Annotated in this window: 18 protein-coding genes, 1 pseudogene and 1 riboswitch; of the genes and pseudogenes, 6 read left to right on the top strand and 13 right to left on the bottom strand. The window is 55.4% G+C overall.

Annotated features, from left to right (window positions below; genetic code table 11):
* Positions 1 to 49 precede the first annotated feature (49 nt).
* A riboswitch (FMN riboswitch) is annotated at positions 50 to 186 on the bottom strand.
* 53 nt (positions 187 to 239) lie between these two features.
* A complete protein-coding gene (locus FB556_RS07280; protein WP_141866219.1) occupies positions 240 to 1,025 on the bottom strand; it encodes a spermidine synthase in 786 nt (261 codons plus the stop codon).
* Positions 1,026 to 1,172: 147 nt separating this feature from the next.
* On the bottom strand, positions 1,173 to 2,600 hold the full coding sequence (glnA, locus tag FB556_RS07275; protein WP_141866217.1) for a type I glutamate--ammonia ligase: 1,428 nt from the start codon (positions 2,598 to 2,600) through the stop codon (positions 1,173 to 1,175).
* A 159-nt stretch (positions 2,601 to 2,759) separates the two neighbouring features.
* On the opposite strand from glnA, the gene FB556_RS07270 reads away from it, so the two are divergent.
* Positions 2,760 to 3,170, top strand: coding sequence for an RDD family protein (locus tag FB556_RS07270; RefSeq protein ID WP_170200404.1), 411 nt, complete (start codon positions 2,760 to 2,762; stop codon positions 3,168 to 3,170).
* 44 nt (positions 3,171 to 3,214) lie between these two features.
* Here the strand turns inward: FB556_RS07270 and FB556_RS07265 are convergent, their stop codons facing one another.
* Positions 3,215 to 4,018 carry a DUF4191 domain-containing protein gene (locus FB556_RS07265; protein WP_141866213.1) on the bottom strand — a complete coding sequence of 268 codons (804 nt, stop codon included), beginning with the start codon at positions 4,016 to 4,018 and terminating at the stop codon, positions 3,215 to 3,217.
* Positions 4,019 to 4,113: 95 nt separating this feature from the next.
* Between FB556_RS07265 and FB556_RS07260 the strand changes: the two genes are divergently transcribed.
* Positions 4,114 to 5,622 carry a serine/threonine protein kinase gene (locus tag FB556_RS07260; RefSeq protein WP_141866211.1) on the top strand — a complete coding sequence of 503 codons (1,509 nt, stop codon included), beginning with the start codon at positions 4,114 to 4,116 and terminating at the stop codon, positions 5,620 to 5,622.
* A 73-nt stretch (positions 5,623 to 5,695) separates the two neighbouring features.
* Here the strand turns inward: FB556_RS07260 and FB556_RS07255 are convergent, their stop codons facing one another.
* The 4 genes from FB556_RS07255 to FB556_RS07240 form a co-directional block, all read right to left on the bottom strand.
* Entirely contained in the window at positions 5,696 to 6,055 is a 360-nt protein-coding gene (locus FB556_RS07255) for a hypothetical protein (protein WP_141866209.1), read from the bottom strand.
* A gap of 19 nt (positions 6,056 to 6,074) precedes the next feature.
* Positions 6,075 to 7,877, bottom strand: a complete 1,803-nt coding sequence (sucB, locus tag FB556_RS07250; protein WP_141866207.1) for a 2-oxoglutarate dehydrogenase, E2 component, dihydrolipoamide succinyltransferase — start codon at positions 7,875 to 7,877, stop codon at positions 6,075 to 6,077.
* 95 nt (positions 7,878 to 7,972) lie between these two features.
* Positions 7,973 to 9,346, bottom strand: coding sequence for a dihydrolipoyl dehydrogenase (gene lpdA / locus FB556_RS07245; RefSeq protein ID WP_141866205.1), 1,374 nt, complete (start codon positions 9,344 to 9,346; stop codon positions 7,973 to 7,975).
* A gap of 277 nt (positions 9,347 to 9,623) precedes the next feature.
* Positions 9,624 to 11,228, bottom strand: a complete 1,605-nt coding sequence (locus FB556_RS07240; RefSeq protein ID WP_141866573.1) for a leucyl aminopeptidase — start codon at positions 11,226 to 11,228, stop codon at positions 9,624 to 9,626.
* Between the two features lie 108 nt (positions 11,229 to 11,336).
* Here FB556_RS07240 and FB556_RS07235 point away from each other — a divergent pair, with 108 nt between their 5' ends.
* The 3 genes and pseudogenes from FB556_RS07235 to FB556_RS07225 all read left to right on the top strand — a co-directional run.
* Positions 11,337 to 12,476 carry a PAC2 family protein gene (locus FB556_RS07235; RefSeq protein WP_246057260.1) on the top strand — a complete coding sequence of 380 codons (1,140 nt, stop codon included), beginning with the start codon at positions 11,337 to 11,339 and terminating at the stop codon, positions 12,474 to 12,476.
* Positions 12,477 to 12,576: 100 nt separating this feature from the next.
* On the top strand, positions 12,577 to 13,926 hold the full coding sequence (locus FB556_RS07230) for a DUF4192 family protein (RefSeq protein WP_170200403.1): 1,350 nt from the start codon (positions 12,577 to 12,579) through the stop codon (positions 13,924 to 13,926).
* 290 nt (positions 13,927 to 14,216) lie between these two features.
* Positions 14,217 to 15,509 (top strand): annotated as a pseudogene (locus FB556_RS07225) (RNA polymerase sigma factor); the annotation flags it as partial.
* A 186-nt stretch (positions 15,510 to 15,695) separates the two neighbouring features.
* Here the strand turns inward: FB556_RS07225 and FB556_RS07220 are convergent.
* Positions 15,696 to 15,917 (bottom strand): DUF7455 domain-containing protein, encoded by a 222-nt coding sequence (locus FB556_RS07220; protein WP_141866201.1) that lies wholly within the window; start codon positions 15,915 to 15,917, stop codon positions 15,696 to 15,698.
* A 423-nt stretch (positions 15,918 to 16,340) separates the two neighbouring features.
* Between FB556_RS07220 and FB556_RS07215 the strand changes: the two genes are divergently transcribed.
* Positions 16,341 to 18,446: a DNA gyrase/topoisomerase IV subunit B gene (locus tag FB556_RS07215; RefSeq protein ID WP_141866569.1), complete on the top strand. Its 2,106-nt coding sequence runs from the start codon at positions 16,341 to 16,343 to the stop codon at positions 18,444 to 18,446.
* Here the strand turns inward: FB556_RS07215 and FB556_RS07210 are convergent.
* The 5 genes from FB556_RS07210 to FB556_RS07190 form a co-directional block, all read right to left on the bottom strand.
* Positions 18,443 to 19,462 (bottom strand): NAD-dependent epimerase/dehydratase family protein, encoded by a 1,020-nt coding sequence (locus FB556_RS07210; RefSeq protein ID WP_141866199.1) that lies wholly within the window; start codon positions 19,460 to 19,462, stop codon positions 18,443 to 18,445. The genes FB556_RS07215 and FB556_RS07210 overlap by 4 nt on opposite strands.
* Positions 19,462 to 22,254 (bottom strand): alpha/beta fold hydrolase, encoded by a 2,793-nt coding sequence (locus FB556_RS07205; protein WP_141866197.1) that lies wholly within the window; start codon positions 22,252 to 22,254, stop codon positions 19,462 to 19,464. The genes FB556_RS07210 and FB556_RS07205 overlap by 1 nt, the downstream gene beginning before the upstream one ends.
* 11 nt (positions 22,255 to 22,265) lie before the next feature.
* A complete protein-coding gene (locus tag FB556_RS07200) occupies positions 22,266 to 23,318 on the bottom strand; it encodes a 3-oxoacyl-ACP synthase III (protein WP_141866568.1) in 1,053 nt (350 codons plus the stop codon).
* A gap of 139 nt (positions 23,319 to 23,457) precedes the next feature.
* On the bottom strand, positions 23,458 to 24,414 hold the full coding sequence (locus tag FB556_RS07195; protein ID WP_170200402.1) for a M56 family metallopeptidase: 957 nt from the start codon (positions 24,412 to 24,414) through the stop codon (positions 23,458 to 23,460).
* 36 nt (positions 24,415 to 24,450) lie between these two features.
* Entirely contained in the window at positions 24,451 to 24,810 is a 360-nt protein-coding gene (locus FB556_RS07190) for a BlaI/MecI/CopY family transcriptional regulator (protein ID WP_141866193.1), read from the bottom strand.
* Positions 24,811 to 24,972: the final 162 nt, after the last annotated feature.

Genomic DNA, 24,972 nt, shown 5'->3' with positions numbered 1-24,972 from the left:
CGAACTCCTATAAATACAGGTGCGCCGGGAAATGCCGCCACTTGGTGACGGCGCGTTCCTCTCATCCGGACTAAAGCATTTCGCTTATCACCGTCGGTACCAGAATTTCACTGGATCAGCCCCGCAGGCGCGGGGGTCGCGGACTGTCACCGCCGGTTCGGATTCTCACCGACCCCGGAACACAGCATCTACTGTACACAATGTTCGCCACCTTGGGGAGTGGTAAGGTCTTTACTTCGTTATCTGCCGATATTTTCGACCAAACCCATGGTCTCACCCGGGGTGAGGACCTTTACCGGGTAGGGTCCCGCAGCCGCTAGCTGCGAGCGCAAAGCCGCTGCCTTGTGGCGTCCAGTAGGTAGTGCCGGGCCCGTAGCTAATACGGCGTTGCCTGCCAGTCGTTGCTCTAGGGTTGTTGCATCAGCCAGCGTCCATGCGCCGTCCCAACCGGCATGCACGGCAACGCGGTGCAGGGCCCGGGCTTGGTGACTAAAGAACTCAAGGCCGTCGTCGTCCCCAATATTCACGAGTAATACGCCTCGATTGGTCAATCGCTGCAAGATTTCTCGGTAGAAGCCGTCATGGCTTAAGTGCGTTGCGGTGTCACTGCCGGTGAAGATATCCACGATGATGGCATCGAAGCGGCCCGCTACCTTTTTGAGCTCGGCACGGGCATCTCCGATGAGCACCTGCAGGTCTGTGCCGTGCGGCAGCGGGAGTTGCGAGGTCACGAATGTCACGAGTTCCGGGTCAAGTTCGATAACGGTCTGGCGGGAACCCGGTCGAGTGGCTTGCACATAGCGTGTCAAAGTGAGGGCTCCAGCGCCAAGGTGCAGGATGCGAATGGGTTGCGTGGGTGGCCAGCAGACATCAAGGACATTGCCGATGCGGCGCAGATATTCGAATCTGATCAACCCGGGATCATCTAGGTCGACGTGGGACTGGATGTCACCATCGATTTCTAACACCCATCCGTCATAAAACTCGGCGTGGACGATGCGGGTTCGGTCGGTAAATTTGCTCATCACGTCCCAGGGTAGCTTGAGATCAACCCTCGCGGTTATCGCAAAGACGTGTCCGGCTAGATTGTTAAAGCCCTGAGCCCCTGCCCGTATGCGCTGTGATGGCGCCGTGGGGCAGAGGCTCTCGGAGGTTGAAGGTTTGGGGTGGTCCTAGACGCTGTAGTAGAGCTCGAATTCTTTTGGAGACACCATGGCCTCCATGGGGGCAATTTCAGTCTCGCGTTTCAAATCGATCCAAGTCTCAATGATGTCTTGGGTAAACACGTCCCCGGCGAGGAGGAAGTCGTGGTCTGCTTCGATGGCGTCCATAGCTTCTGCTAGTGTGCGTGGCGCTTGCTGGATATTCGCGGCCTCTTCTGGGGGCAGCTCATAGAGGTCTTTGTCGATGGGTTCTGCCGGTTCAATCCGGTTACGGATCCCGTCGAGCCCGGCCATCAGCTGGGCCGCAAATCCAAGATAAGGGTTACCTGATGGATCCGGCGCGCGGAATTCGAGACGCTTGGCCTTCGGGTTGGATCCGGTGACGGGAATGCGGATAGCTGCTGAGCGGTTACCTTGCGAGTACAGCATGTTGATCGGGGCTTCATAGCCTTTGACCAGGCGCTTATAGGAGTTCACCGTTGGGTTGGTAAAAGCAAGGACTGCCGAACCGTGCTTGAGAAGGCCCCCAATGTACCAGCGAGCAGTATCAGAAAGGTTGGCATAGCCGCGCTCGTCATAGAACAGCGGTTCGCCATCCATCCATAGCGACTGGTGACAGTGCATACCGGAGCCGCCATCGCCAAAGATGGGTTTGGGCATGAACGTAGCCGTCTTACCGGCCTGTTGTGCTGCACCTTTGACGATGTACTTGAACAGCTGGACGTCGTCAGCGGCACGCACCAGGGTATTGAATTTGTAGTTAATCTCCCCCTGGCCCCCGGCCCCGACTTCGTGGTGGGAACGCTCAACCTCAAGCCCAACCTGGCCTAAAAGCAAAGAGATCTCGTCACGCAGATCGGCGTGCTTATCAACCGGAGGAACTGGGAAGTAGCCCTTCATGGCACGGTTACGGTGCCCGAGGTTGCCGCCTTCAATCTCCGTACCGTCGTTCCAGTAGGCCTCATCGGAATCGATCGTCACAAAGATTCGGTGGGGTTGATGCGCTTCGAACCGAACGCTGTCGAAAATATAGAACTCCGCTTCCGCAGCGAAGATAGCGGTGTCAGCAATGCCGGTGGCGGCGACGTAGTCTTCGGCGCGCTGAGCAACGGAACGTGGATCACGCACATATGCTTCGCCGGTGCGCGGCGACAGAATCGAAAACGACATGCACAGGGTTTTGTATTTGCGGAAAGGATCCACGAAAGCCGTTTCCACGTCAGGAATCAGCTGAAGATCCGAATCGGCGATTCCGGCAAATCCTGGGATTGAGGAACCGTCAAAGAGTTGGCCTGTGGTGAAGAAGTCTTCGTCTACAGATTCTGCGGGGACATTGAAGTGGTGTTGACCGCCGAGCAAATCGGTGAATCGAATGTCAACGAAGACCACCCCCTCATCCCGGATATAAGATAAAACTTCTTCTGGCGAGGTGAACATTGTCACTCCATTCATTGCGTACACGATGGCTCAAGCTTAACGACTTTGAACTAGACAATGAAGTTCTCAACCTCACACGGCGCAGAATGCGGCCTAGAGCACACTGCGGGGCGGCGACCAATAGCTACACAACAACGCAGAACCACTAAGCTAGAGCCGATGAGCAACCCACAATATTCTTCTAGAGAACCTCGATGGGCCGGTGAGTTTTTGGGTCTGCCAGAAACTGGGCCCGCCTCGGCCGCTTCTTATCCGCGACGTATCGGCGCGGTTTTTGTCGACTGGTTTATCGCATCCGGTATTGGCATGATGCTTGCGGCGGGCAATCAGTGGCTGGTATTGGGCATTTTTGTCGTCTTGCACTTTGTACTGCTGTGGCTCTTTGCGACCACGCTGGGCAAGCTGCTATTCCGCATTCAAGTTGTGCAAGTCGGTGGCGCCCCCATCAAGTTGTATCAAGCCGCCATTCGCGCGGCACTGCTGGGCTTAGTCGTACCTGTGCTCATCATCGACCAGGACGGACGGGGCTTACACGACAAACTGGCCGGCACCGTAGAGATTCATATGTGAACTCCACAATACCGGCCAGCTATCAGCACCACGGGGTTTGAAGGCTAGCGACCCCGCATCGCTTTGCGGTCTGGACGCATACGGTAAGGATCTACGCCTTTCGGAATGCCGAGATTATTTTTCGGCAGCGAGGAAATACGCTGCTCAACGGCACGCACTTCGTGTCGGTTCAGTGCCTTTTTCATCCGTTTAATTGTCGGTTTAACTTCGTGCAGCTCGACCTCATTGGGTCCTTTGCCTACTTGTACAACACGAATCTCGACATTTGGCAGAAAACGTTCCATATGTTTGCGCTGCTTTTCAGCAAGTCTTTTAGCCCGGTGGTATTCGCCATCAGCGACCAAAACAACGCCTGCTTTGCCGATAGCGCGGAAAACGGTTTCCTGAGTTCGGGGGTTTACAGCAATCGGTTCGTCTTCTATGACCCAGCCGCGACCTAACTGTGACAGTGCGGCACCAGCAGCACCGGGGCGTCCCTCAATTTGAGCAAAAGCAGCCTTCTCGGCTTTCTTATTCATGATGATAATCGCAGCCAGCAGACCTAGCGGAATGAACATCAAAGTCCACAGCACTGGTGAGCCGGTCAGCAGACCAATCACCAGACCGACGACAAGGGCTGCGACGAATGCACCGATCATCCACCAGACCACGGAGGGATCGTATTTGCGCGTCATCTTAAAGACGTCGCCGATTTGCTTGAAGAAGCCACGCTTTTTCGACTTAGCAGCCTTTTTGCGTTCCTTCGCTTCGACTTTCTCAGCCTTGCGGCGGGCCTTTTGCTCCGCCTTGATGTTCTTTATATCCTTTTTTGACGCTTTTGACGCGCCGGAAGATTTCTGTTCAGCCATGATAAACCTATTCTAGCCCTAACCCCTGTGGATAACTTAATCGTACCTATACGCTTTCGGGCATGATAGAGCATACCTGTCCCAGGAGGTGAACCATGAATGTGCCTATAGCTAACCAAACGAATGCGTTGCTTGACAGGGTACCGTCGCGATTAGCTCCCACCCCTCTGCAGACACTCAAACAGTGGGAAGTAGTCAAGCACCTGGGATCCGGCACATCAGCGGAGGTTTGGCTCCTCGAAGACGAAGCTCGTTGCCACAAGGTCGCTTGTAAGACCCCGCACCGTGGTTTAGGGACTGAAGATCTTTCCCACGAAGCCGAGCTCGCAGCACAGCTGTCGCAGGAAAATATCCTCAAACCATTCGACGTCGGCAATGACCCTGAACTTAGCTTGCTGGAGGATGCAACGTTCTGGGAATTTCTCGCGGGCGGTACCTTAACTGAACTCGTATCGGCTACCGGGCGTCTGAGCCTAGCCCAAACCGTGACCGTTATGCTGCCCATGATCCAAGCGACTAAATATTTACAGGCCCGGCAAATTGTTCACGGTGACATCTCCCCGCGCAACATCATGTTCGATCTCACCGGCCGACCGGTGTTGATCGATTTCGGTGCTGTACGCGCTACGGCCCATGACCATGTTCGTACCGGCACACCGGGATTTGTCGCACCTGAGCTGCTATTGCCGCCATCTCAACACCAGGGGTTAGAAGCCTACGCGGATATCTACGCTCTAGCTGCAGTTGCATGGTTCTGCCTGTCCGGCACGGTTCCCGGCTCTGTCGAACATCGCGTCCCAATAACCACCTTGCAGCCCGAGTTGGATCATGACATTGTAGAGGCCCTGGAAGCCGGGCTGAACGCAGATCCCACACTGCGTCCAGACCTAGACCACTTGCTTGCGACAGTCGCACAATGGGCAGAACCAGAACCGGTGGACCTACATGCCTCAGTCGGGGAGGACTACGGGCTGGTGCTACCCACGCGACAGCCACAACACGAAACACCTCGACGGCGCTGGTTCCGGCGTCAAAACCCATCCAAGGTTTCCTCTCGCCGAGGACCTCGATGCAAAACATCTCGCAAGAAGCCCCGAAGCCACCGGTCGCGTCGCCTAAGCGTTGCACTCGGGGCCTTCTTCCTGGCCGGGGGTGTCGCAGTGACCGTCGCTTATGATTCGAATCGCGCTCATGAATCTTCAGAAAGCAAAGACGAAGCACCCCAGGTGGCCGGTCAACAAGATTTTCAAGCTGTCATAGATGCGTTGGCCAAAGCGCGCAGCGCTACCTGGGAGGCAGGAAACCCAGAGCAAGTCGGAGAATATGCTCTGGTCGATTCATCGGTATTTCGAGACGACGTCGAACTCCTGACCGTCCTATCGGAGAGTAGGCACCATCTTGAGGGCGTCCGGATGCGAGCAGTGGTCGAAGATGTTGAACTATCCGGGGAGCTCGCCGTGGTGACCGCCACATGGCAGATCGATGGATATGTGCAGCGCGATCAGTCAGGCAAGTCAATTCGACAGACATCGTCCAGCGAAGAGACCATCGAGATAGAAATCGTAGATACTGTACACGGTTGGCGCATAGCTGCCGTCCGCTAGGCATTCAATCGCCGTATATATAACAAATGCCGCAGAGAAAATTCTCTGCGGCATTTGTGTGGGTATTAGAAGGTTAGAAGCGCCATAGCGTTGCGACGAGGGCTGCGATGACTGCAGTCCCGCCGGTGGCGTGGGCTAGACCGGTCGAGAGTTCTTCACCACGATTGATCTTGCGACGCCCAAGGAGCGCGGTGATGAAGACCATGATTCCGAGGATCAGTTTGATCGTCAGCTTAATACGCTGCGCTGGATCTTCGATGCCACCCATCTCTGCCAGACCGAATAGCACAACGCCTGAGATGATCATGAAGATCGCACCGTACCATTGGGACTTGGTCACCGTTGGATTCTTAAAGTTTGCGAACCAACCTCCAACGATGGCTGCCATCGACAAGATGTGGATTGCAATGAAGATTGTTTGAACAATTTCCATAGAGTTACTCTGATTCCTTTCAGAGGCCCAGTTGGCCGCCGAATTCACCGGCTTCTAGTCGGTTTTTCAGCTGAGTCATGAAGCGACCGGCATCAGCGCCGTCTACGATACGGTGATCGTAAGTCAGCGAGAGGTACATCATGTGGCGAATCGCGATGACATCGTTACCCTCAGTATCCGTCGTGACGACTGGGCGCTTAACGATGTTACCTGGACCAAGGATAGCTACCTGGGGCTGGTTAATGACTGGAGTATCAAACAGCGCACCGAAAGAACCAAGGTTGGTAATCGAGAAGGTGCCACCGGATAGTTCATCTGGTTTGACCTTGTTGTCGCGAGTGCGCAACGCCAAATCGGAAATCGCGTTAGCGACACCAGTCAGGTTCAGGTTACCTGCGCCCTTGATGACTGGCACAAGTAGGCCGCGTTCGGTATCTACCGCGATGCCGATATCTTCACGGTCGTGGTAGGTGATTTCCTTGGTCTCAGCATTGTACTGAGCATTCAGTGCAGGGTGTGCACGAAGTGCTTCGGTAGCTGCTTGCGTGATGAACGCCAAGAAGGTCAGGTTGACGCCGTTTTCTGCCTTGAACCGCGCCTTCACCTGATTGCGCAGGTTGACGATACGGGTCATATCGATCTCATGAACCTGGGTCAGCTGGGCTGAGGTATCCAAGGATTCAATCATGCGGTCTGCGATGACCTGACGAATACGGCTGGCCTTCTCGGTGGTGCCACGCTTGGATGGATCGATCGAGGATGCTGGATCTTTTGCAGCCGGACGCGAAGCAGCTGGAGCGGCTGCAGCCGGTGCTTCGGCTGCAGGAGCAGCCAGACGAGCTTCATATTCCTTTGCAGCGGCAGCAGCCAAGACGTCTTGTTTGCGGATGCGACCACCAACACCGGTACCGGTTACTTCTGCGAGCTCAACACCTTGTTCACGGGCCAGACGACGAACCAGAGGCGTGACGTAGCCGTCGCCGCGTGGGGTGTCTTCTGGGGAAGCCGGTGTTTTTTCTGCTGCAGGAGCAGGTGCAGGAGTGGGTTCAGGAGCTGCTTGTGGCTCGGGCGCTGGATCTTCTGCCGGTTCCTCGGCAGGTGCTTTTTCAGCGACAGCTTCTTCTTTAGCAGGTTCTGCCTCGGCGGGTGCCGATTTTGGCTCTGGTGCTGATTCAGCAGCAGGACTGTCGGAGGAACCGACGAGAGCGAGGACCTGACCAACTTCAACGTCTTCGTCTTCTTGAACTTTAATTTCCAAGACTGTGCCGGCGACCGGGGATGGGATTTCGGTGTCGACTTTATCGGTGGAGATTTCCACAATCGGCTCGTCGACTTCGACTTCATCGCCAACTTCTTTCAACCAGCGAGTGATCGTCCCCTCGGTGACGGATTCACCGAGTTCAGGCAGGGTAACTTCCTGCGCGTCGCCCGAGCCGCCACCGCTTGCTGATGCGGCCTCTTCTGGAGCCGGCGCTTCTTCGGCGGTCTCCTCAGCTGGTTTTTCGGCTGGTTCGTCTGCAGGTTCTTCTGCAGGGGCTTCTTCAGCTGCTGAGTCATCAGCGGGAGCATCCGAAGCGGATTCACCTGCGTCGCCGATAACTGCCAGTGCCTGACCGACTTCGATGTCTTCGTCTTCCTGGACTAAGATTTCCAGGACGGTGCCGGCGACCGGGGATGGGATTTCGGTGTCGACTTTATCGGTGGAGATTTCCACGATGGGTTCGTCGACCTCGATGGTGTCGCCTACTTCTTTGAGCCAACGGGTTACGGTACCTTCAGTTACCGATTCGCCCAGTTCTGGCAGAGTAATGGTTTCAGACATTCCGTCCGGTTTCCTCTCTCTATTCCTCTTCGAATGCTCACACGTTCGGTGTTTATGCGCTGGTGGTTGTCATGATGGTGCAACCACCTGGATGACTAGGCGTGCAACGGGAACCCGTTGAGCATCATTGCTGCTTCACCCAGGGACTCGTTCTGAGTTGGGTGGGCATGGATGAAGTGGGCGACATCTTCTGGGTATGCTTCCCAGTTGACGATCAGCTGTGCTTCACCGATTTGTTCTGAAATGCGGTCGCCAATGCCGTGAACACCAACGATGGGACCGTGTTTCTGACGAACCATCTTGATAATACCGCTGGTACCGATAATGGATGATTTTCCGTTTCCAGCGAGGTTGTATTCGACGGTTTCGACGTTATCTTTTCCAAATTCTTCTTGGGCTACCGGCTCGGTCATTCCTACCGAGATGATTTCTGGGGTAGTGAACGTAACGCCAGGGATGTTGCGGTCTTCAACCTTCAGCGGGTTGTTACCCATGATTTCTTCAATAACGAAGTTACCGTGTTGGTAGCCGCGGTGTGCCAGCTGCTTACCTTTGACGATGTCGCCGATCGCATAGATATTACCAACGCCGGTGTGCAGACGATCGTTGACATCAACGTGGGCGCGATCCATTGGAACACCGACGTCTTCATAGCCCATGTTTTCGGTGTTGGGTTTCCGGCCGGTGGCAACCAGGCAGATTTCGGCTTCGAATTCTTTGCCGTCCGCCAGAGTGACTTTTACGCCGTTGTCAGTTTCCTCAACTTTTTCGAAAAAGACACCAAGGTTGGATTTAATGCCAGCCTTGCGGAAGTTGCGCGTCAGCTGCTTAATGATCGCGGGATCTTCGTTCGGGACTAGTGAATCCAGGCCTTCAATGATTGTCACATCGACGCCGAAGGAGTTCCATGCCGACGCGAATTCAGAACCGATTACGCCACCACCGAGGACGATGGCTGATTTAGGTGTGTAATCCAGTTCGAGGGCTTCGGTGGAGGTCAGAATTTTGTCGGAAATCGTGAGCCCCATGGTGTTGGAAACAGAGCCCGAGGCCAAGATGATGTGCTTGCCGGTATATACCGTGCCATCAACGTCAATCTGGTTTTCTGCCACGAGACGACCGTTTCCGGCGATGGTGGTCACCTTGCGCATTTTCAGCAGACCCTGCAGCCCTTTGAACTTACCTTCAACGATTTTGTCCTTGTATTGTCGGACAGCAGCCATGTCAACTGAGTCGAAGGAAGCTTTGACTCCGAATTTTTCGGAGTCTTTTGCCGCGTTTGCGACCTCTGCGGCGTGTAAGTACGCCTTGGTTGGAATACAACCCCAGTGGAGGCAGGTGCCGCCAACCTTGTCTTTCTCAATAAGACCTACGGTTAGCCCGTGGTGTACGGCGCGTAAAGCCGCACCATAACCGGCGGATCCACCGCCGAGAATTAGTACGTCGAATTCTGTAGCGGTTTCAGTCACGATTGATGCTCCTCATCTATGCGGAGGTTCGCCCCGCAGTCGTCCTCGTAAATGGTTTCCAACCACGCGTCCTTTGACTTAGATATGCCTGGAGTTGCCAGGGCAGTTTTTGGACACTTGGTCTTAACCTTATAGGTTCGTGCCGGTGTTGTTCCATAAGCTGAGCCACGTTAACTCAGTTGAGATATTTCGGATGTACTCAGGTCAGACATCTCAGAGAGGTGATAAGGCCGCTGGGCCACCAGATGAGGTGATCCAGCGGCCTGAGGGAACGAAACTACTTGGCGTGGTTGGCAACAAATTCGATGAGCGTGCGAACCATCGTGCCGGTTGCGTCTTTTGGAGTGTAGCCACGAGACCCGGACTCATTAAATGATGGTCCAGCAATATCTAAGTGAGCCCAAGGCGTGTCACCAACGAATTCGCGCAAGAACGCTGCCGCGCCTTGCATTCCGCCGTAGCGTTCACCGGTGTTTTTCAAATCGGCAACGTTGGAATCAAATCCAGCGCGGGCTTCTTCTGGGATCGGGATATCGACGACGGTCTCCCCGGTGGTCGCTGCAGCGTCCACCAGTTCCGTGCGCACGTCCTTGGCGCCCATGATGCCCGTGGTCCGGACACCCAGGGCAACCATCGCGGCACCGGTGAGCGTCGCTATATCGACGACGACGTCAGGGTTTTCTTCAGTAGCCGCGACGAGTGCATCCGCGAGGACCAGACGACCTTCAGCATCGGTATTCATGACCTCAACGGTGGTACCACCGCGAATGGTCAAGATATCCGATGGTTTGATCCCGGTGCCTGACGGCATATTTTCGGCCATGGCCAGCCAACCGGTGACCTTGACCTCCAAGTCGATCTCGGCAACTGCATGCAACACGCCGGCGACCGTAGCGGCGCCTGCCATATCTGATTTCATGGTTTCCATGGAGCCGGCGGGCTTCAAGGAGATACCACCGGTGTCGAAGGTAATGCCCTTACCCACCAGCGCGATGTGGCCTTTGGCATTCTCTGGGGTGTATTCCAGTTTGACTAACCGTGGTGGGTTCGCAGAGCCCTGGCCGACACCGAGCAGACCACCGAAGCCTCCTTCGGCGAGCGCTGATTCGTCGTAAATGGTGGCGGTAACCTTGGAATTCTCGACGAGTGCTTCGACTTCTTCAGCGAACGTGCCGGGGAATAGGTGCGACGGGGCGGTGTTAACGAGATCGCGGGTAATGAATGTTGCCCGCGCAACGGCTGTGGCACGTTCCAGGATCGCATCGGCATCGGCAAGATCCGTCACAAACTTCAACGCCACAATGGTGTTTTGATTCTCTTCACCGTTATCTCGCTGAGTTTTGTACCCCGCAAATGCATACGTTCCGATCGCGGCACCTTCGGCAACGGCGGTCAGACGTGCAGCATTATCTGCCGGTAGTGCGATCGTAATGTCAGAGGTTCCAGCCAATTTGGCGGTTGCTGCGCCAGCTGCACGGCGGAGAGCCTCAGCAGAGATCTCACCTGTGGGGGAGCTATCTAACGCAGGGGTGCCTTGGGCAGGTGGTTCCGTGGATCCCAAGCCGGTGAGGACCACAATCTTGGCATTAAAACCGGTGGTTGAACCGGCAATTCGTGTGACTTCATCGGCCTTACCTTTGACACCGAGTGCTTCTAGCTGGTCTTGTAAGCTCGTCACGGCATCCTCATCCAGACCTCCGGCGGAGATAACGGGTCCGTCATCGGTGGATTGAACACCCACTACGAGGGCTTCGGCCTGATCGACAGTGGTGGTAGCGGTCAGGTGTGCGGTGAACTCGGCGATGAAACCGTTGGAAGCGGCGTTTTGGGCCACGAAATCACGTCCTTGGGGTTGCAGAATAGTTACGATGGGTATCTCCATCATAACGAGCCCCTCAAGATTGCCGGCGGAATAAGTGACACGACCTTTGTGTTCTGTTGAATAATGTTATTGCAGCATTGTGTTCCCTAGATAACGTCAGGAGTCTGCGTGCTCGATCCGATCGATCTGATTCGAATGTCCTCGTCAGCCAAAGAATTGCTCGCTGGCAGGAATCACGCCGAGAACAGCGAGGACGATTCTCCAGCGCTTCATGGTCTCGATTTGCTGGTCGTGTTCTCCGGATACCTCGACGCAGGCAACGTTTCGACGCAACTAGGAAATGTGCTGCTAGAACGTCTCGATCATCAACGGATCGCCACCTTTGACACAGATCAGTTGCTCGATTACCGCGCACGCCGTCCGCATCTACGCTTCGATGGGCAGCGCTTCTCGGATTACGAGGCTCCCGAGCTGGAACTGCATTTACTCAAAGATCAGATGCAAAGACCTTTCCTGTTGCTCAGTGGCCCAGAACCCGACTATCAATGGGATCGCTTCGTCTCTGCGGTCATGATCCTGATTGAACAACTCGATATACATCTGGTGACTTTTGTGGACGCTGTCCCACTGCCGGTGCCTCATACCCGACCCCTTGGCGTCACAACGCACGGTACGGCGCAAGAACTGCTCGAAGGATTGGCTACTTGGGCCCCGAAAGGTCGAATTGCTGCCGGTGCGGCACAACTGTTTGAACTCCGAGCTGCCGAGGCCGGACGTCGTGTCAGTGGCTATACCTTGCACGTGCCGCACTATCTTGCCGATGCCACGTACCCGCAGGCTGCGGTGGCCGCATTGGAGTACATTGGTGCTGCTATGGGGCTGATGCTGCCCACTGAAGAACTTCGCGAATCAGGGCGTGAAGTTGAACAACAACTAGCTGCACAGGTGCAAAATCGGCCTGATATCGCGGCGATGCTGCAGCACTTGGAACAACGCTTTGACGAACATGCCGAAGAACATCAAGCTCGCAGCCTGCTATTAGCTCCAGATCAACAGATGCCGGATGCCGAAGAAATTGGATCGGCTGTTGAATCCTATTTGAGTGATCAAGTGCAGCATGATGATGCTGGTCTTGACGACGACGATCGGCGCACCATTGCCGATACCGGCCAAATCGACGAGTCACCGACCGACCCTATGCGGCCCTCACGTTCCGAGGTTGGTCCCGGAAGCGTCGAATTTATCACTGACTTCTATGACCCCAGCCAAGAGGATGACGAGCCCGAAGGCGACGACGAGCCCAAATAATCATCCACAGATGAGGCCGTAACACATACAGGCAATGGACTTATCCACATTCGGTCAATCTCGTCGGCGCTGAGGTCGACGTATGTTTCATGCTTGGGTCATGAGACCCGAGCATAATGATCAGCCTGTCCCCACTTCCAAAGATCGACCCGTCATCGACCCAGGCGAGGCGTCGCAACGATATGCGCTCGCAAATGAACCTGGCGGTAATGCGTTAGGCAACGACTCTAAACACGAGCTGACACGTCGTCATCGAGTTGGCACTCCCGAGGAGATTCTGGCTTATGTGCAGGCCACTCTGGGGTTTCGGCCAACCCATTCCTTGACCATTGTCGCCTTTGCCGACCGACAGTTGTCGACTGTGGTGCGCTGCGACCTGCCAGATGCTTTACATAAGATGTTGCAGTCCGACACGCTTGAAAGCGTGACCTTCTTAGATTTTGGGATCACTGAAACACAGGAGCTTCAGCTGATGGAGCTTGGTAAGCAACTGGGTCAGCTGATAGCTCGTGAACCTTCGACGACTGGCTGTCTTTTGGTTTATCTGGCCACCGAGGTGAGCGTTTCAGATCACCAAGCATTGGCAGCGACTGGCACCGTCAATGCCATGCTGAGTGCCCAGTTTGGCTTGCAGGGCATCCTGGTAGAGGAGTCGTGGCTCATACACCATCATCAGTTATGGCATCTCAGATGTGCCAGCACGATTGATTGTGAAATTCAGGGCGACGTTCTTGGAGATCCCGAATCCACTGACCTGTTTCAACGGCTTGATCCGGAAGGCAAGACACGCCAGCGATCCGGAACAGCGATGGAGAAACTCGTGTTCCCGTTAGCTTCGCAGCCCAGCTCGAGGGACGTTTCATCAATTTATGATCTGCTGGAACAACGCCCCAAAGTTGTCCTGAATTGGTTGCAGCGCTGGGATGAGCGCCTCAGTCATGGTCCGTCGATGTTGCATACGGATCATGTCGCCGAGCTGCTCTCGACACTAGAACATCCAGAACTTCGTGACGCTGTACTGGGTATTGCGTGTTTCGATCTCAACACCTCGATCCAAGGAATGCTCGCCCTTGGACGGTTTTCTGATGAGATAGCAGTCCTGTCGAGGTTGCAGGGTGATATGCGCGATGGGACAGATCTCAAAGGATGCTTGCTGGGTCAATCGGAGCGTATTCCTGACTGGCAGCGCATCGCTGCCCTTGAACGGGTCTGCCATCAGCTGCTGCCCCTATCTGACCATGCATCAGGTGGTGGGGTAGCAGGGTTGTTGGTGTGGATCGAATGGGTTCGAGGTCGAGGCAGCATAGCGTTGGACTACCTGCGACAGGCTCGGAAACACTTTCCAAGGGAACGACTACTCATCTTGTTAGAAAACGTTCTGCGTCAAGGCAAGGTAGCTGCATGGGCCACACGAACAGAAAGTGCCTGGTCGCCACGACACGCAGCTTGAGCAGCCTGCAACGTCAAACGCACTGAAGTCGTGGGACGTATGGCATAATGTTCTGGTCTAACGGCTGTGTGGAAAACTTTTTTGAAAGTTTTTGTCACGATGGGAACAATTCCATCACTTAGCGCGTTACACATACCAGAGACCCTGCATCCGTACTCGTACATTGGTCGACACCCAGCGTGAACCGGCCAGTATTGTGATTACTTCACAACGGACTTGACAGGGTCATAGGTGTGTTGATCGTGTGTGAGCTCCTTACTCATACGGCTGCCAAGGAAAGGACCTGAGTGACTACTACTCCAAAACAGGCTACTACCCAGAAAACTTCTACGGTAAAGAAAAAAACCACAGCTAACGGGCCCGCAAAAAAGGCAGCTCCTACCAAGAATGGTAAGAAGGCAACCATGGCTTCCGAAGAACCAATCCTTGAAGAAGAAGAGTTCGTTGAAGATGATGATATCGACGTCGAGAGCGACGAAGATGTAGAAATCGATGACGAAGCTGAAGACGCAGATGCTGAAGAAGAAGTCGAAGAAGATGACGATGACGCGGAAGTAAAAGAAACGGCGGGTACTGAAAAGCCAGACGTTGAATCCGCCATCAGAGCTGGCGGTTTCGTTGTCTCCGAAACAGAAGAAGACGCGCCACAGCAGCGTGCAGTCAATATTGTCGGTGCCACCGCCGACCCGGTCAAAGACTATCTAAAGCAGATCGGTAAAGTCGCACTGCTCAATGCCGAAGAAGAAGTCGATCTTGCCACTCGCATTGAAGCTGGACTGTATGCAGAAAACAAAATGCAAACTGAAGAGATCACTGATCCGCGGCTCCGTCGCGACATGCAGCTGATCATCGCTGATGGTCGCCGTGCTAAAAACCACCTGCTAGAAGCAAACCTCCGCCTCGTTGTTTCGTTAGCCAAGCGCTACACCGGCCGTGGCATGCTCTTTTTGGACCTTATTCAAGAGGGTAACCTCGGGCTGATCCGTGCCGTCGAAAAATTCGATTACACGAAAGGTTTCAAGTTCTCGACCTATGCCACCTGGTGGATCCGTCAGGCCATCACCCGCGCTATGGCGGATCAGGCTCGGACGATTCGTATCCCAGTACACATGGTCGAGGTTATTAACAAGCTAGCGCGTGTCCAGCGGCAGATGCTCCAAGACCTGGGTCGCGAACCCACTCCAGAGGAATTGGGTACGGAACTGGATATGACCCCTGAAAAGGTCATCGAAGTTCAAAAATACGGCCGTGAACCAATCTCCCTCCACACGCCGCTTGGTGAAGATGGTGACTCCGAGTTCGGTGATCTCATTGAAGACTCTGAAGCCGTCGTACCAGCCGATGCCGTCGGGTTTACGTTGCTACAAGAGCAGCTGCATTCCGTTTTAGACACCCTGTCAGAACGAGAAGCTGGTGTGGTCGCAATGCGCTTCGGGCTCACCGATGGACAACCCAAGACTTTAGACGAGATCGGAAAAGTCTACGGCGTAACGCGTGAGCGTATTCGCCAAATTGAATCGAAGACGATGTCTAAGCTGCGTCACCCATCACGTTCACAGGTGTTGCGCGACTACCTCGAGTAAACCGAGCGTGAATCAAAACTAAAAAAATCGAGTAACTTGTTCAAAGTCACTCGATTTTTTTGTTGATCTCACCCGGCGGAGCAACGTGATGAGACCCAAAAGAATCTCCGCACCAACGTGATGACATTGGTGCGGAGATTCTTAGCTAATAATCGTGCTCGGTGTACTAGTTACAACCGGCCAAACCTATAAACTCGCAGAGCGTTCTTCTTCGAGACGGTTCGTCTCGTCTTGCCACACTTCAGCCTGCGGACGAAGGCTCTCTTCAACCTGGCGCGCGTGGTGAGCACAGAAGTACAGCTGGCCACCCGAAGGTAGTACTGCACGAACGTAAGCTTGGGCTCCGCAACGGTCGCAACGATCGGCGGCGTTGAGGGTTGGCTGCTCAAGACTAGTTGCCGTGGACATTGGGCCTCCTAATTTGTGGTCCAAACTCTGTAAGGTTGGTCCTTCCATCCTGACAGGTTATTTCATTCCTGTGTAGAACAACGCAGTCACGATATGTTTTATGCCCGATTGTGCCTGCGTAGCCACCGGCGAACACGAAGCATAACGTCAACGTTGGATCCACTTGGTCATGCATGCATAACCAAGTGGATCTATATTGCCAGCTAGATTTGAATTCGCAAAGATTTGGTCGTCGCCATACGCGCCAGGCGAAAGAAAGGCGCGGCGGTTTCGCTCTACGTTTAGGGACAGCGTAAATCCCAACCCCGCAGCAGAAACCCACTATTCTTACTAATGTCGATTCTCCGTGAACACCAGGTGAATGCGGTAGAGATCGAGCCAAAATATTTGGGTGAACTATCCTCTGAAAGGGTCCAACACTTCGTGGTCAAACAAGCCGAGTACAGCGCGCGAAATCTCTCAGTCCTGGAAGGGCTTGAAGCGGTGCGTAAACGTCCAGGAATGTATGTCGGATCCACAGACTCACGCGGACTGATGCACTGTCTCTGGGAGATCATCGACAACTCGGTGGATGAAGCGCTAGCCGGGTACGGTCAGTCTATCGATATCACCCTATTTGCGGACGGCTCAGTCGAAGTCGAAGACAATGGGCGTGGCATTCCAATCGATATTGAACCCCGAACCGGTCTTTCTGGTGTTGAAGTTGTCTTTACCAAACTGCACGCCGGGGGTAAATTCAGTTCAGACTCATATGCTGCAGCAGGCGGTCTGCACGGTGTCGGCGCCGCTGTCGTCAACGCGTTATCTTCGCGCCTCGACGTTCAAGTCACCCGGGGCGGCAAAGTTCACCAACTGAGCTTTCAGCGCGGTAAGCCGGGCCGGTTCCAAGACAAAAGCAAGCCACATCCAGAAGCCGCGTTCACACCCCTCAAATCAGGGTCTGAAGTTGAGGTCATCGGCAAAGCCAAACGCGGTTTGACCGGTACCAAGATTCGGTATTGGGCAGACTCACAGATTTTCACCCCGGATGCTCGTTTCCTCTACGAAGAGTTGGAACAGCGCGCGCGTCAAACTGCCTTCTTGGTGCCGGGGCTGCGCATTACGATTCGGGACGAGCGCAACATTGCCGACCCAGCGGGCGACGGTGCACCCCGGGAGGAAGTATTCCAGTATGACGGGGGAATCGCCGAGTTTGTTGATCATTTATCTCAGCTAAACCCGGTAACGGATGTCTGGAGGTTGCACGGCGAAGGTAACTTCAGTGAACGGGTTCCAGTCTTAGACAGCTCGGGCCAAGCACAGATGCAAGACGTCGAGCGTACCTGTGAGGTCGATGTCGCGCTGCGCTGGGACGTCGGTTATGACACGAAAGTCCGAAGCTTTGTGAACATCATTGCCACACCAAAGGGCGGCTCACACATCACGGGTTTTGAACAGGCCCTGACCCGGGTGTTCCGTAAATCCGTAGAAACTAATGCCCGTCGTTTGAAAGCTGGCAATGACCGGGTGGAAAAGGATGACATCTTAGCCGGTCTGACCGCCATCGTCACAGTGCGTTTGTCGGAGCCACAGTTTGAAGGACAGACCAAAGAAGTTCTTGGCACACCAGCGGCACGCCAGATTGTCTCCAAAGTGGTGGGCGATCAACTTACCGAGATCCTGTCTTCCCGCAAACGTGACGTGAAACAACAAGTCGATACCTTGCTCGAAAAAATCGTCGCCGAGATGAAGTCGCGCATCATGGCGCGTACCGCCAAAGAAACACAACGACGCAAAACGGCGTTAGAGACTTCGGCACTGCCGGCCAAGCTTGCCGATTGTCGATCAACAGATATTGAAAATACTGAACTATTCATTGTCGAAGGTGACTCAGCTTTGGGCACCGCGAAACTAGCACGGTCCTCGGATTATCAGGCGCTGCTACCCATTCGAGGCAAAATCCTCAATGTGCAGAAAGCCTCCGTGGGAGAAATGCTTAATAACGCGGAAGCGTCAGCGCTGATCCAAGTCGTAGGTGGTGGATCGGGACGCAGCTTTGATCTTGAGTCTGCCCGATACGACAAAGTCATTCTTATGACCGACGCTGATGTTGATGGTGCCCACATTCGAACGCTGTTGCTAACGCTGTTCTTCCGCTACATGCGACCCATGGTCGAAGCCGGACGAGTCTATGCAGCCGTTCCACCATTACACCGCATAGAGATCATCAATCCTGGTTCCAAAGCCAACGAGGTCATCTACACCTACTCGGAACAAGAATTGCACTCGCGTCTGGGACAGCTTGAAGCCGAGGGCCGGAAGATTAAAGAACCTATCCAGCGATATAAGGGGCTGGGCGAAATGGACGCGGAGCAGTTGGCTGAAACGACGATGGACCCCCGATACCGTACCCTTCGGAGGGTTAATATCGAAGAAGTTGAAAAAGCCGAGGAGATCTTTGAACTGCTCATGGGGCGTCACGTAGCTCCACGCCGCGACTTCATCATTTCGGGAGCCGAAGAGCTGGACCGGCAAGAAATTGATGCCTAGCGCCGGTAGTACTGGGCGGTAAGGCGGAAGCCCTCGGCCAGTGAGATCCTAGGTTGCCACCCAAGCACTTCTTGTGTTCGACGTTGATCAAACCAGTGGGCCGTTGACATTTGCTCTGCAAGAAAACGAGTCAACGGCGGTTCATCCCCGCGTTTTTCGGCATCCCAGAAGGTTTCGATCACGCTGCCGGCAGTCTTTGCAAGACCAGCGGGAAGGCTCAGGGAAGGCTCGCTTGCCCCACCGGCGACAGCAATGCGACGAATCATTTCGCCGATGGGTCGCGGCTGCCCGTTCGTTAGCACCAACGCTTCGCCATGGGTATGATCCACTGCAACCAGCCCCGCAACAATCGCTTCAACTGCATTGACCAGGAATAACGTATCGACCAGGGCCGTGCCACCATCGAGGAGCGGCAAGCGATTTTTTCGTGCCCGATCAATGATGCGTTCCGTCAGTTGGGTGTCACCGGGACCCCACATAAGGTGTGGACGGAGCACTAGGACCCGGAAGTCGTTGGAATCCGCTGCAAGTGCAAGCCGTTCTCCGGCTGCCTTAGTCGCAGCATAATGCCCGCGCGCAGCGTCAGGATCGGCCGGACCAGCTCCTTGACCAATGATCGAGTCACCACTGTGAGCCACGGACGGCGATGAGATATGAATCCATCGAGAAACACCCGCCTGTTGTGCAGCTGTCAACAGGGTGCGGGTCCCTTCAACGTTGACTTCTTCATATGCTTCAAGTGGCCCGGAGACTGACACTTTGGCTGCGATATGAATGACTGAATCCACATCTGCAACAGCCCGCGTCACGGCTTCGGCATCAGTAACCGAGCCCCGAATTTCGTGCACACCATCAAGACCAGATGCCGATCGCTGTAGCACCGTCACCTGAGCGCCGGCGTTCCTAAGCGCTTGAGCGACTCCGGAACCTAATACTCCCGACGCGCCGGTTACTAGGACACGGTAGCCCGTAAAGTCTCCGGTTTGATAGTCAACATCTTGGGCTGCAGTTGGCATTAGCGGTGTGTAACCTTTCCACCGGCCAGGACATGCGACGCCCATTCGGCGAGTACTGGACGGTTGATCTTTGAGTTGTGGCGGATATCGACCGGAACGGTGTCGGTAATGAGCACCGCGGCCAGCTCAACATCGGTGGCAGCACGAACCGCGTCGGCCAGCTCCGTGGGAGCAAGCCCGGGCTTGAGCGAAGAATCTGTGGGCTCGACCACCGCAACAACGGCTTGGGTACCCACTGGTCCCACGCCGACAATAGCAACTCGGCGCACCTCGTCGAGGCGTTGGATATCGTCCTCCGGTCCACCGGGCCCAAGAGCGCCGGTCGGTGGGGTCACGATATGGTAGGTACGGCCTTCGATCCACAGCCGGCCTTCGGCGTCAAAATGACCGATGTCCCCGGTACGATGCCATTGCAGCCCGTCGACGTCATCGACGCGGGTTTGACGGTTGGTGTTGTACAGCTTGTCGTAACCTTCCAACATGTGCGGGGTAGAGATCACGATTTCGGATAGTTTCCCGACGGCTTCTTCGCCTTCGAAAATCTCATCAGCCGGCCGGCCCAGAGCATCTAACGGTGCCATCGCGACTCGGACCACGTCTAGTGGCTTACCGACGCAGACACCACGATCTGGTTGGTCGGCGATTGCGTGCTGAGTGTGGTGATCGATATCGGAAATGAGCAAGGACTCGGTCATCCCATAGGGAGAATGGAACTCGGCATGTGGCACCAGCTCTAACACATCGTTCATCAGCTGGACTGGAACCGGGGCTCCGGCAGACAGCAGCATCGAAATTTTTTCTAAGGCTGCCCGGTGTTCGCCCGTCAGAGCGTGTGCGGTGTCGACGACGTTATGCAATGCAGCGGGGGAGGCAAAGACCATGGTCGCGTCTCCGGCGATTGCTGCATCGGCGAGCGCGGTGGCGGTGAGTGTTGCCGGCTTGGTCACGGACATTTTCGGTGTCACGGAGGTTGCCCCGATGGCCGGCCCTAAAAGCGCAAAGGGGGCGAACCCGGCCAGCAGACTCGACCCGGGTGCCACGCTCAACGTGTCTTGCAGTCGTTGCGTTAGGGCCGAGAGTTTCTGATGGGTATAGCGCACGCCTTTGGCAGGACCAGTGGATCCTGAGGTGAAGAGGACTGCGGCTTCAGCGGATGGGTCGGGATCAGGGTGTGTTGCTGTGGCCTGGTATTGCTGACCATTATATTCCGTGGCGAAACTATACAGCGAGCCGCTGAGTCCCAGCGCGCGCCGGGCGAGTGGGTCCATTGTGTGCACGCTGAGTCGTTTGCCCGGCAAGTTTGTGGTCCGTGCCAGTGTCAGGCCGGGGGTTTGGCCAATAATCCACGAGGGGGCGGCAGAACGGATCGCTCGGGTCATGCCATCGATGCCCAATCCAGCGTCGGTGACAACGGCGACGCCTCCGACGCGAAGCACCGCATAGAGTGCTGCGGTGAGGTCACGACCGGGCTCCACAAGCATTGCAACGCGGTCGCCAGGACGCATACCAGCGTTACGTAAACCAATGGCCATTGCGTTGACGATTGCAGACAGTTTCGCCCAGCTGACTTCAAAGGGTTTGCCGCGGCGGTCGGTTACGGTCATATCGACCAGGGCCTTGGTTGGCGAGTCGGACCAGCGATTCAAGTATTCCCACAGCGGGGTGTAGGCGCCGACTGCAACTGACCCTGTGGTTGCGCTCTGGTCTGGGGCACGGTCCCGGCGGCCGTCGAGCTGTTGGCGGATCCAGCCAAAGATGGATTCGACAATGTCGCGATCCTCGGCCAGCAGATGTCCGGCGGTGTTGTAGCGATGAATGTCGATGTGCTGAATGCGTTCTAACAGGTCGTGTTGATACCGGTCGAGGAACACCGGGTCTTTTGCGCCCCACAATAACAAGGCTGGGGTTGGGGTCGTGGCTAAATTATCGGCTACTCGACGTAGTGCTGGCCGGGAGCGATGAGTGTCCTGTGCTGGAATGTCGGCCACGAATCCGCCAATGCCACCCCGGCGGTCACGGGGGACATAGGGAGCTTTATAGGCTGCTTTGGTGGTCTTATCCAGTGGTGGGTGGCCCAGGGCTAATGTGGTGTCTAAGAATGCAGGAGTTAACACGGTGGAGCCAGGCAGCAAGGGCCCGGCTAGTGCGGCTTGGAGTGGTGCCGGTATTGGATCTGCCTCATCGTGCCAGACGGCGGTATTGAGCGAGATCATGCCGGCTGGGGTCAGACCGGAACCGGCTTGTCGTAGCTGGTCGTCTGCGGCCCAACCTAGGGAGACGACGCCACCCCAGTCGTGGCCGAGACTGAAGACCGGCGGTTTGGGTTGGTTCCCAAGGACGACGGTAAGCAACGCATCCAGATCGCGGATGCGTTGGTCTAGGGTCCGATACGTGGTGGTTGGCCCACTGGCCGAGGGGAGCGCGTCGTGGGCGAGGCGTTCTGAAAAGCCCATATCCAATTGGTCAGGGGCTATGACACGAATGACCGGAGCTTTCGGTGCGCCTGGGCCCAGATCCAGATTGCCTTGTGCCGCGTCAACACCGGCTTGTGCCACACCTCGCCACAAATACGACCAGGTAGGATTTCCATGCACCGCAATAATGATGGCATCCACGTCATCGGGACCATACCCGTGGTCTGCCAACACCGCAGCGTTATCTAGGACGTGGAAGGTTCTTGGGCCGTCAACGGTATCGACGTCTACAAGTCGCGACCACCGAGGATCCCACCCCGGCAGGTTGTCAGGAGCAACGTTTGCGTGTGGAAAGCGCGCCGGTTCAGGAGAGATCATGGGGGATGGGTTCACCACTCTATTTCTAACATTGCGACGTTGAGACCGGATCCTACACCCAGGGCGAGAACACGATCACCAACTTTGAGGGAATCCAGTTCTCTGGCCAGGGTAATGGGCAGCGCGGCTGGACCGATATTACCTAGATGCGGGAAGGTTGTGGGGATTTTTGCGCGATCGATACCAGCAGACTCAATGATCGCATCGGTGTGCATCTGCGAGACCTGGTGGGTGATGTAACGATCCATGCCGCGCCAGTTCCACTCTGCGGGTGTGTCATTCCAAGCATCCATGACCAGTTCCAGCCCATTTTCTAATAGGGCACCGGAATCGGTATACATCCCATCGTGGCCGCCTTGGCATAGTCCGTGGTGTTGAGTTCCTGCCCTGGTGACGCCTCGCAGGATTTTGTGGCCTTCAGGGTGGAGATCTGCTCGACCTAAGACTGCAGCGGCCGCTCCTGACCCCAGGGTTAAAGAAGCAAATTGCTCCATGAAGTTATCGCGCGTGGTTCGCTCACTGAGGAGATTTTGCAGGGTTGCTTCTTGAACGTTTTTGGCGTCTTCACCTGCTACCACTACGGCGTAATCAATTTGTCCGGCATCAATTAAGGTTGCAGCTAGATCCATGCCGTTAACAAAGCCCAAGCAGGCATTGGTGATGTCGAAATTTGTCGCCGAAGGTGCAAGTCCCATCGCGTCATGGATCTGCACCGATACAGCAGGTTCAAGTTGAGAGCGAGTAACGGAAGTGTTGATCAGCAAGCCAACGGCGTCAGGGGAGACACCGGCTTCGGCGAGGGCCTTGACTCCAGCCTGGGCCGCGCCGTGCATATAATCCTCTGGGCCTTCCCACATCCGTCGGACTTTGACGCCTGCCACGCGCTCCAGGAGACGTTGTGGAAGGCGAAGACGCTCGAGGACGGCCTCGAGTCGCTCATCGAGCATCTGCGAGGTGACTTCCAGCGGAGCGGTCACTTCGACCACAGAAAGTAATGCTGCATTGTGGTGAATTGAAACCGCGTTAGAACTCACGTTGGACTGTCCATTCCTGTGTACTTGCATCGAAACCGGCGCTCGAGCTTCAGTCTCTTGACTTGTCATAACTTCTCAGCTTAGCGCGGTTTTTAACCTCGCGCGATTCATAGAAGACTTCATCACCTCGGAGCATAGTTTTCACCTGCAGTGGACTCACGGGGTGAGGTCACATCAAACTGATGAAGGCTGGCACCGTAATCAGTAAGATCGCCAGAATTATGACCAGGCCAACTCTACCTGAATTCAATGCTTCCTCGGGATGCAAGAGCCGCAACAAACGGCGGGAGGACAGTGTGTGGGCTGCGGTGTCGTCTGCTGGCGTGGTCGTTGGTTCAGGTGTATCGGTTGCAGCGAGCGTGTGTACCAGCGCGGTGGTGAGATCGTTGCGTTGATGGCCTACCAGGGCAACATCGTCGGCCAGGATTTCAGTCAGCTCCGTGACCTCATCTACGGCGACACTGGTCACAGGCAGCCAAGGCGCCGCGTTGTGCCAGGCCTGGAATGCCAAACGCAGGAGGTCGTGCCGCTGGTTCAGGTGGGCGGCTTCGTGGGAGAGGATCGCATTGAGTTGTCGGGTCGACAATTGATCGAGTAACCCCTGGGAAACAATTGTCAGGGGCTGGTTGACTCCGGGCAGGCAATACGCCAGGGGGTGATCGACCGGCAACACGCGAGTCGTTTGCGCCGAGTGTGAACCATCAAGTAATTCACGGTCATGGTCCTGCAAGGATGCCGAGAGTAACTCTACGAACTCGCGATGTTTTTTCCGCTGGCTAAAGGTTCGGTAGGCGGTGTATACCAGCACAAGTGCCAGGTGTCCAAAAATAATACAGCCCAACGTGATGGCAGCAAACCCCAGCGGATGCCAGCGAGGATCGTAGGCTAAGCCTTCGATCCCGTCGGCCTGGAAGACGCGCCACAATTCGTACGCCCCACTGAGAATCCCGGGCCCAAAGGGCTGCAACCCCCAGGTCAGGGGTGCGGTGACCAGTGAGAGTCCGCCGCTGATGCCGATTGCTTGCCATAGAATAAGCGCAGCACCGGGTGCACGAGAGGGCCACTTCGCCTGTTGTAGCCACAGCGGTACGGGCCAGGCCAGCAGCAGCGCGAGGATTGCGAGCACATACGGTGTCAGGATGGGCCTCCGGGCAGCTGATAGCTACTGGTCGCGTGAGCTTAACAGCTGCTGGACTTTTTGCGCATCCGAAGGATCAATGCCACCGATAAAACGCGCCAGCACAGCATGCTTGTCAACGGCCGAGCCTAAAACGTCATTCAACAGCTGGACGGTGTGTTCTTCGCGGGAGGTCTTGGCCGAGAATTCGTGCGGACGGCGAGCATCGTCTTTCACGACAAAGCCCTTTTTGTGCAGCCGACCAAGCACCGTGAGCACGGTGGTGATCGCCGGGTCGGTTTCATGACGCTGGGCTAACAGGTCACGGACTTGATTGGCAGTCATCGGTTCAGCTGCATCCCACAGCAAATCCATAATCGCTTGTTCGAGTTCGCCCAATGAGATCCCTTCTATTGATCGCCATACAGCGTTTGGTGTCAGTGATATCGGCCGCGCGAAGCGGCCTTGATGAGTTTGTGATTCATTGTAGCGGGCTTGGCAGTTAAATTTCTACGTCACGTAGAAACATGATTTCTACAATGCGTAGAAGTCTGGTTATGATGAGCG

This window comes from Enteractinococcus coprophilus (genome assembly GCF_006716305.1).
In the GTDB taxonomy this organism is placed as follows: Bacteria; Actinomycetota; Actinomycetes; order Actinomycetales; family Micrococcaceae; genus Yaniella; species Yaniella coprophila.
The sequence above is the reverse complement of the archived record's forward strand: the minus strand, read 5'-3'. Positions and strand labels throughout refer to the sequence as shown.